General features: G+C 47.1%; 5 protein-coding genes. 2 read left to right on the top strand and 3 right to left on the bottom strand.

All coding sequences use genetic code 11. The features are described 5' to 3' along the window. Nucleotides 1–70 precede the first annotated feature (70 nt). From CLV31_RS21725 to CLV31_RS10315, 3 genes are all read right to left on the bottom strand, one after another. Nucleotides 71–271 carry a hypothetical protein gene (locus CLV31_RS21725; protein ID WP_146250885.1) on the bottom strand — a complete coding sequence of 67 codons (201 nt, stop codon included), beginning with the start codon at nt 269–271 and terminating at the stop codon, nt 71–73. 229 nt (nt 272–500) lie between these two features. Further along, complete coding sequence (locus CLV31_RS10320; protein ID WP_111392806.1) at nt 501–1,601, bottom strand: DUF4221 family protein; 1,101 nt, start codon at nt 1,599–1,601, stop codon at nt 501–503. Between the two features lie 28 nt (nt 1,602–1,629). Continuing rightward, entirely contained in the window at nt 1,630–2,157 is a 528-nt protein-coding gene (locus CLV31_RS10315; RefSeq protein WP_111392805.1) for a septal ring lytic transglycosylase RlpA family protein, read from the bottom strand. 181 nt (nt 2,158–2,338) lie between these two features. On the opposite strand from CLV31_RS10315, the gene CLV31_RS10310 reads away from it, so the two are divergent. Both CLV31_RS10310 and CLV31_RS10305 read left to right on the top strand, forming a co-directional pair. Beyond that, on the top strand, nt 2,339–3,568 hold the full coding sequence (locus CLV31_RS10310) for a metallophosphoesterase family protein (protein WP_111392804.1): 1,230 nt from the start codon (nt 2,339–2,341) through the stop codon (nt 3,566–3,568). Then, on the top strand, nt 3,565–6,597 hold the full coding sequence (locus tag CLV31_RS10305) for an SbcC/MukB-like Walker B domain-containing protein (protein ID WP_111392803.1): 3,033 nt from the start codon (nt 3,565–3,567) through the stop codon (nt 6,595–6,597). Before CLV31_RS10310 ends, CLV31_RS10305 begins: the two co-directional genes overlap by 4 nt. Nucleotides 6,598–6,679: the final 82 nt, after the last annotated feature.

The following is a 6,679-nucleotide window of genomic DNA, read 5'->3' as shown; positions in this document are numbered from 1 at the left end:
GGGGGGGGGGGGGGGGGGGGGGGGGGGGGGGGGGGGGAGTATAATCCCCCCTAAAATCAAACATAAATGATTATCCAACCTGACCAGGTGAAGTTTCTGAAGAAACAAAACAAGAGGTATCTTCTGATCTTTCTAAACACACATATTCTCCATCACGAAGAAAACATCTTCCGTCTGTACCTGGCGACGAAGTTAATGTGCAATCAGCTTTTACAAAGTTCACTGAACCTAAAATCATCAAAAGAAATGAAGCTTTAATAATTGATTTCATATTATAAAGAATTATTCAACCTTCTTTCACGATATGCAGGGCAAGGTTATTTTCCCTAAAAAATCCAGACTTCGGCGCCGACCTTGATCTTTCGTTGGTAAGTTTACATTTGAAAAAAAAAAAACAAGTGTAGTTTTTAAAAAATTCATCTTATTTATTTAACCAGTTGATTTTCAGCAACAAAAATATTAGTTAGTAAAGCTAGCAACCAATGGTTAAGGCAAATAGCTTACTGATCCAAAGAAAATACATCTCCCGAGACCGCTTCCTTTTCCATTAGCTCCGCCGCATACGGTATCCATAGACCTTGTGAAAAGACAAAGGCATGGGAAGGATCGTACTTCCCTTTTTCCAATGGATAATTCCCCAAAACCTCCAGCACTTCATTCAGGACAGTCAGGTAAAGCTGCCTGTTCCTGAGCAAGAAGGTGTAGTGATCCTCCTCAAGCGGAACCTCTTTCCCCAAGGCCTCTTGGGAGAACCGATAATATACTTTTCGATAAGGATCGTAGAGGAGCTTGAGGTAATTCGGAGAAGTCAGCACCCAATTTTGAAAATAGACTTGATCCCAAGAATCCCTCCTCGTCTGTGGCTCGGCAAATTGCTTTCCTTCAAATGAAGAAATGGAAACTTCGACCTGCTCAGCAGTCTCAAAAGAATAGCTTGAGATCGTCGGAGAAATGGAGTAAATAAATGCAAAACCACTTTGCCCTACAGCCACCGAGGGAAAGGTGGTGTAATCAAGCGCAACGCCATCAAAATCAGCAGGATGATAGACTGGTAAGGAGGTCCAGGTTTTTGTCTCCAAAGAATAGGTTGCAAAAACCCGCTTCTTGCTCGCATCGGCTTTGGCAAAATAGAACAACACGCTTTTCTGATTCGGAAGGTACACTAAGCTATTGGCAATTCGCTCATAAGGATATTCGGCATAGACATCTTCCTCCAGCTCAGAAAGCCTTTCAAAAAGGGAGAAGGTTTGTTGGTCGGCACCTCCGTCACGATACAGCAAGAGCCCAGCTCCATCGAAAAACAGGATGGAGTCGGCGGAAATGTAATACAGTTTGGACGGCCTAAAATCTCCCACAAGCTTCAATTCCACTTGAGAAAGACTTTGGTCCACCAAAGAAAACTTGGATAGTGAACCTCCAGCCTCATCGACAAAAAACAAGGTATCCTCTTTCACATGTGAAATCCTGAAAGAAAATAGATCCAACTCAGGAACAGAAAGGGAGTGAATCCGTAAAGACTCCTCCTGCTTAACACCATCCACCTTGGACTCACAGGAGAAGAAAATAGTAACCCATAAAAAAAGAAAAGTAGATCGCCTCATTCCACAAATAAATTACCATCTATTGATTCTAAAATGGAGGCAATCTGGGATTAACCCTTTTTAACTTCAAATCCACCTCCCTCCTCGGCGCCAAAATACTTCGGTGATAGGGCCTGATACGCAATCCAGGATGCTCTTTATCCGTGTAGTATTCCACCAAGCGATCCAGTTGATCCAAATCCACTGCTTCAATCCGCACTTGAGCTAAACCGTCACGGATCATTTCTAGCCGCTCGGCAGCAGCCCGACTGACATCAATCTGTCGCTTGGAATAGCTAGGTAATCGATCATTGATCCGAACTACCACCGAATTGCCGTTTTTCAGATTGATTACGCGAACTACTGTCCCCAAAGGCAAGCGCTTATGGGCTGCAGTTAGGCTATCGATGGAAAAAATCTCCCCATTCGCAGTCTTTCTTCCATGAAACCTCCGACCGTAAAAGCTCGCAGTTCCCTCCTGAATCAGCAAGGAATCCACTTGGGAAAATACTTCCTGAGCAAACAAAGTGAAGAAAAAGAAAAAGGCAAGTCGGCTGGGCACGTTCGAAGCTAACATTTTCGCCCAGTTTCCCAATAAAAGTGCCAATTCCTGTCTGAGCTTTACTTAGGGTTGGAGAACCTAGCCTCTTAACCTATCTTAGTACCTATTCTTTAGTCAGAAAAAGGAAACAGAATCTGACCTCAAGGTCAACTTTTCTCAAAGCCCTACCAACTGCGACTGAAAACGGAACCCTACCATGCTAAAAATCCTCCATACCGCCGACTGGCACCTGGGCAAACGCTTACAGGAATACTCCCGCCTCGAGGAACAGAAGCTCGTCTTGGACGAAATCTGCCAAATCGCCGATCGGGAAAATGTGGACCTCGTCCTGCTCGCAGGAGACATTTTTGACACTTTCAATCCCGCCCATGAAGCCGTCGAACTGCTCTACAAAACCCTCCGACGACTGTCTAAAAACGGTACCCGGCCCATCCTCGCCATTTCCGGCAATCACGACAGCACCCAATTTGTAGAAGCACCCGATCCTTTGGCACGAGAACTAGGAATAATCTTCTACAGCCGATATGACTCTGTCATTCCCTGTGGAAAGTTGGACTCCGGCGTGGAGATCCTGAAGTCTGAAAGCGGATTTATAGAGCTCAAACTACCTCAAGCCGAGTTCCCCATCCGGGTGATCTTAGCTCCCTACGCCAATGAGGTCAGCCTGCGCACCTACCTCGGGGAAGAAAATCGGGAAGAAGAATTCCGAAAATTACTTTCCTCCAAATGGCAGGAATTGGCCGATCAACATTGTGATGAAAAGGGACTGAACCTCTTTTTGGGCCATTTCTTTTTTATGAAGGAAGGTGAAAAAGCGGAAGCCGAACCCGAATCTGAGCGCCCCATCCTGCACGTGGGAGGAACACAAGCCCTTTTCACTAAAAATATCCCTTCCCAAATCCAATACGCAGCCCTTGGCCACCTTCACCGCTACCATGCTGTGGGACATGACTCGATTCCGGTCGTGTATTCGAGTTCACCGCTGGCCTATTCCTTTTCCGAGGCCGATCAGGAGAAAAAAGCCGTCCTGATTGAGGCCCAGGCCGGTCAGCCGGTCAGCTATCAGCCCATCGGTCTTAAGCAGGGCCGACCGCTGTTTCGCGTCAAGTTTGATAACCTGGCCGATACGCTCAGCTGGCTGGAAGCCCATCCCTATTGCTTTGTGGAAATCACCTTTGTAGCCGACGAATCCATCGATGCCACGACACGCAAAGCCATCCTAAAAGCTCACGATGGCATTGTCAGCCTGATCCCCCAACTCAAAAACACGAGGGGACAGGAATCATTTGCCCTACATGTGGATGACTTGGGCAAAGACATGGAGACACTGTTCCGCATGTATTACCAAAGCGAAAAAGGGCAGGAACCCAACGCCCAACTGCTCGGACTTTTCAAAGAAATCATCAGCCAAACCGATCCCGAATGATCCCTGTACGACTGGAAATCGAAGGACTCTACTCCTACCGCGAACGGCAAACCGTGGAGTTTGAAACACTTACTGCGGCCGGACTTTTTGGAATCTTTGGTGCCGTGGGCAGCGGCAAGTCTTCGATTCTCGAAGGCATTCTCCTTGCCCTCTACGGTAGCACCGAGCGACTGGCCACCACCGGCGAGCGCTCCTCCATGGTCAATCTGCAGAGCGAACAGCTCTCGGTCAACTTTACTTTCCGTGCCGGAAAAAACAATGCCCAAACCTACCTCGCCCGCTATTCGGCCAAGCGAAACAAAAAGGATTTTGAAAAAATCGACACGGGAGAGCATATCCTGTATCAGTTGAAAGACGGCAGTTGGGAGGCGATTCCGGACAAGGCCGAAACTGTGCTCGGCATGAGCAAGGAGCATTTCAAGCAGACGATCATCATTCCTCAGGGCAAATTCCGGGAATTCATCGACCAAAAACCGCTCGAGCGGGCCGAAATGATGCAGCAGCTCTTTGGCTTGGAGCGATTTGATCTCGCAGCCAAAACTGCATCGCTCCGAAAAGAAGCCGAATTGGAAAAGACCCGATTGAAAGCACTTTTGGATAATCTGGAAGGCATTTCGATCGAAAGCCTCAGCGAAAAAAGGCAAGAAACTGCCGAATTAGAGGCTGAAACTCAACAGGCATCCAAGGCATTGGCAGATGCGGATCAGGAATTCCGCAAACTGGAACTTACCCGAAAGTCCTTTCTTCAGCTTCAGGAGTTAAAAACTCAGTTGAGCACCTTGGAGCAAAAACTTCCGGAAGTGGAAGAAAAGCGACAGCTGCATAAGGAATTTATCACCGCCAAAACTTACCTCAGACCGATTTGGGATCAGCTACAGGACCGAAAAAAGGATCTGGAAAAGTATCAGGTAAGCTTGAAGGACTGTGAGCGATTTAAGGAAAGTTTTGAAGTTGAAATCGCAAAACTTGAGGAAGAGGAGATCGATCTGAAAGAAAAAAATGATAAGCGTCCCGTCCGGGAAGCCAAAATCCGTGACCTTCGAAAGGTGATCGAAATCCAGGAATTGAACGGAAAACTCGAGGTCGCTCAACAACAGGTGGAAACCATACAGCCTGAGTTGGAAGCCAAAAAAGCCAGCCTGAAGAAGTTAGAAATCGAAATTCAAACCTTGGAAAGCCAAGCTGAAAACCTTCCGGCAGCTGATCCCGATCTTCTCAGTGATCTGAAAACCATCCAACATCAGCTCAATACCAATCAGGAACGCTTGGTGGATTTGCAGCGCATCAAGGGGAATTTTGAACAGGAAACCGGCAAAATCAAAGCCTCCTTGGAGAACATTACTCATCGGATTCCTGCACAGGAAAAGAGCCTGGAAACCTGGACCGAAACCCAAAAGTCCGTGATCCGAAGCATCGAGACCGAACGCGAAAAGCTCCTTCGAAAACAAGGCTTGAATGCCCAAGCACACCTCTTGGTAAACGATGAACCCTGTCCACTCTGCGGATCCATGGAGCATCCCCAGCCTATCGGGGAGGAGTCCGACGAACCACAGATCAAGGCTATGGAACTCCAAATCTTCCGGGAAAAGGATGAATTGGAAAAAATCTTGGCACTGATCCAAAAGGAAAAAGTAGAGCAAAACAATCTGGAAAACCTGGGCCGAAACCTGCTGGAAAAACTCAAGGAAATCCAAAAACTGGAGAATCTGAAAGCAGAGTTTTGGGGAAAACTCAAGGCTTTGAGCATCCAAAACGAAGAAGAACTAGCCGGGAAAATCAACCAACTTTCTCAAAACCATACCCAAAAAGAAGCCTTACTCCAACAAATTCAGGCCAAGCGAAAATCATCCAGCGCTGTGCGCGAACAAGTAGATAAATCAGAAAAGCAGCTCCAACTCGCCCAGATGGCTGTTCAGGATTTGCTTTCCAGAATCCAGTCCAAGCAGGAAGAAATCAAGGATCCGACCTTCTGCAAACCCTTTTTGCAGAAAGACTCACAATCTATCCTGTCAGCTATTGCCAAGGTGGAACGTGACATTGCCGAAGCAATCGAACTTCTCCATGGCAAACAAAAGCATCTTCAGGAACGAAAAAATGCCCAGACCAAAAACCTGGCTGACATTGAGAACTACAAAAAACTAGTTCAGGAAAATAGCAGTAAAATTGAATCCCTTTCCAAGGAATTTGAAGGGTTGAAAATCCAATATGATTTTCAGGATGAGGATGCTTTGATCCGACTTTTTCACCACTCACTTGATGCGGAAAAAACTGCGCTGGAAATCCAGCAATTCGACCAAAAGCTGGCCATCACACGCTCCCGAATGGCAGAAATCCAGTCCGAAGCCGGAATCGGGACCTTTTCCGAAGAAAGCTACCAAGCCAAACACGCAGCTCTCGAGCAACTCCAACTTCAATCCAAAACCCTTCAAAACCAACTTGCGATCCTACAGGAATCCCTGAAAGACATGCTTCAAAAACTGGAGGAAAAGGAAAAGTTGACTCAATCCTTCCAGCAGATCGAAAATCGGGAAAGCGGGCTTCGGGAAATGGAAAGGCTGTTCCAAGGCAAAGGCTTTGTGAAATATGTGAGTTCGATCTACCTCCGCGAGCTCTGCAACACGGCCAACCTGCGTTTCATGAAGCTGACCAAAAACAGCCTGAGTCTCGAGATCGATGACAACAACACCTTTTGGGTGGTGGACTACCTCAATGGAGGAAAGAAACGCTTGCTGAAAACCCTCTCCGGCGGACAGACATTCCAGGCTTCCCTTTGTCTGGCTTTGGCCTTGGCCGAAAAAGTAAAAGCCCTCAATCAGGCCGATCAGAGCTTTTTCTTCCTGGATGAAGGGTTTGGGGCTCTGGACCGAAACTCTCTTCGGGTAGTGTTTGAGACGCTCAAGGCCCTACGCCACGAAAACCGCGTGGTCGGTATCATCAGTCATGTGGAAGAATTGCAGCAGGAAATCGGCGTCTTCGCCCAAATCGAGCTAGACCCAGAGCGCGGCTCGCAGATCCGGTATTCGTATTAGTTTTAGCCACAAAGTTCTCAAAGATAAAATGGAGAACACAAAGGGTTTCTAGCAATAGAGAGCCTATTTGGAAACCAAATCA

It is taken from the genome of Algoriphagus aquaeductus, from assembly GCF_003253485.1.
GTDB classification, from domain to species: domain Bacteria; phylum Bacteroidota; class Bacteroidia; order Cytophagales; family Cyclobacteriaceae; genus Algoriphagus; species Algoriphagus aquaeductus.
The sequence above is the reverse complement of the archived record's forward strand: the minus strand, read 5'-3'. Positions and strand labels throughout refer to the sequence as shown.

Bases quoted from the DNA above. Each gene is read 5' to 3' on its own strand.
- CLV31_RS21725 (WP_146250885.1), bottom strand. From the start codon at position 271: ATGAAATCAATTATTAAAGCTTCATTTCTTTTGATGATTTTAGGTTCA.
- CLV31_RS10320 (WP_111392806.1), bottom strand. From the start codon at position 1,601: ATGAGGCGATCTACTTTTCTTTTTTTATGGGTTACTATTTTCTTCTCC.
- CLV31_RS10315 (WP_111392805.1), bottom strand. From the start codon at position 2,157: ATGTTAGCTTCGAACGTGCCCAGCCGACTTGCCTTTTTCTTTTTCTTC.
- CLV31_RS10310 (WP_111392804.1), top strand. From the start codon at position 2,339: ATGCTAAAAATCCTCCATACCGCCGACTGGCACCTGGGCAAACGCTTA.
- CLV31_RS10305 (WP_111392803.1), top strand. From the start codon at position 3,565: ATGATCCCTGTACGACTGGAAATCGAAGGACTCTACTCCTACCGCGAA.